At 44.2% G+C, this 1543-nt stretch carries 3 protein-coding genes; 2 read left to right on the top strand and 1 reads right to left on the bottom strand.

Going from position 1 to position 1543, the window contains the following annotated elements:
- Positions 1-244: 244 nt before the first annotated feature.
- Positions 245-388 carry a hypothetical protein gene (locus KDK15_RS06965; RefSeq protein ID WP_257294643.1) on the bottom strand — a complete coding sequence of 48 codons (144 nt, stop codon included), beginning with the start codon at positions 386-388 and terminating at the stop codon, positions 245-247.
- An 82-nt stretch (positions 389-470) separates the two neighbouring features.
- Between KDK15_RS06965 and KDK15_RS06960 the strand changes: the two genes are divergently transcribed.
- Together KDK15_RS06960 and KDK15_RS06955 are read left to right on the top strand one after the other, a co-directional pair.
- Positions 471-713, top strand: a complete 243-nt coding sequence (locus KDK15_RS06960; RefSeq protein ID WP_257294642.1) for a DUF6364 family protein — start codon at positions 471-473, stop codon at positions 711-713.
- On the top strand, positions 710-1123 hold the full coding sequence (locus KDK15_RS06955) for a PIN domain-containing protein (protein WP_257294641.1): 414 nt from the start codon (positions 710-712) through the stop codon (positions 1121-1123). The genes KDK15_RS06960 and KDK15_RS06955 overlap by 4 nt, the downstream gene beginning before the upstream one ends.
- The last annotated feature ends 420 nt before the right edge of the window (positions 1124-1543 follow it).

Here is a 1543-nt window from a genome sequence, read left to right as displayed (position 1 = left end):
TTTTTATCCTCAATTTTCTGCCGTCCTCGCTACGGGGTCGCCTAGACGGGCGCTACTCTCGGACAGCCTCCTAGGGCGGCAAAAAAAGTAAAACGATAGCAGTGGTAGGTATTACCTGCAGCCTGTTGATCAGTTCGTCCATATTAAACTCTTGATGGTCGTTATCTGGCAATGTGTAATTTCAAGTCAGTTAAATCATCCGCACTCAACCGGTACCTGGGTAAGTGTGCAAAGGCATGAATTATCAGGCTTTATTGATTTTCAAAAAACCGAAAGTCAGGGCATAAACGAAGGTCACCGGCCCATAGGCCAGCCACCATAGTGAGCGATAAAGTGGGCGGTAAAAGCTTTTTCTGCCAACACCAACTCCCAACAGCCAACAGGCCAACAGCCACCTCCCCAGTTTCCTTATAGACGAAACTCAATGCATGACGTACACTTTTTTTTATTTATACGCCAGGGTGATTGTTATGCACAAACTGACACTTCGGGTAGAAGACGAGCTGGTCGATAGTGCGAAAAAATACGCTGCACTGCACGGTAAATCGTTATCACAGCTAGTGGCCGACTATTTTGCAGACCTAACCCGCCAACCAACAGAAGATGAACCATTACCGCCGTTAACCCAGAGTCTGACAGGGTTGCTGGCAGGTGCTGAAATGGAAGATGCAGAAGAACAGTACAAAAAATATCTGGAAGACAAATATTTATGAAGATTCTGGTGGATACCAACGTCATATTGGATGTACTGTTCAAGCGAGAGCCCTTTGTGGATTACTCATCATTGATTATGGGCAGAGTCGAACGTAGAAAACTTGATGGCATACTCTGCGCCACAACCCTGACCACCATTCACTACCTCACCTGCAAAACTATCGGCAAGAGCAAAGGCAGTGCCGCTATCAAAAAATTGCTACAGATTTATCAGATAGCGCCGGTGGACCACCAAATATTGATGTGCGCACTTGCGAGTGGCTTTAGCGATTTTGAAGATGCCGTACTGGACGCTGCTGCAATTCAGGTCGGAGCCGAAGCCATCATCACCCGTAACACCAAAGACTTTCGGTTATCAGAAATACCGGTGTTTACCCCAGAAGAATTCATGATAAAGAAGAAAATATGATTTTATTTGGTCAACTACTTACAGTCCTTGGTTGGCAACCCTCAGATTACTGTTACTTAACCGCCGAAGAATATTTAGAAGAGCAAACAGGCAAACCAAAGAATAGAAAAAGGAAGAGAAAAAACAGCCAGTAATTTCCTCCCATCATGACTCAAGAACCGTTTTCACATTCCAGGAGTGCCAGCGCTGAACATCTGTTGCCCATGAATCTCGCCCCAGATGATTTGAAAATAGCGGATTGGTGGAATCAGGAGTAGATGTGTTTCCCCAACCACTCACGTTTATAGACATTCCAGCAAAATGAACTGCTGAACAGAACAGTAGTCTGTTTTTTATGTTTCATGAATTAGTGAAATAAATTATGAATAGAAGCTCTGCAGGTATCAGTCGTAAATACGCAAGATCAGATAATGATTACAA

The organism is Endozoicomonas sp. YOMI1, assembly GCF_024606345.1.
GTDB lineage: Bacteria > Pseudomonadota > Gammaproteobacteria > Pseudomonadales > Endozoicomonadaceae > Endozoicomonas.
Note: the sequence above shows the minus strand (reverse complement) of the source record. Positions and strands in the feature narration are given on the sequence as shown.

What these genes read in the sequence shown, in the direction of transcription:
- KDK15_RS06960 (WP_257294642.1), top strand. Translation starts at nt 471, where the DNA reads ATGCACAAACTGACACTTCGGGTAGAAGACGAGCTGGTCGATAGTGCG.
- KDK15_RS06955 (WP_257294641.1), top strand. Translation starts at nt 710, where the DNA reads ATGAAGATTCTGGTGGATACCAACGTCATATTGGATGTACTGTTCAAG.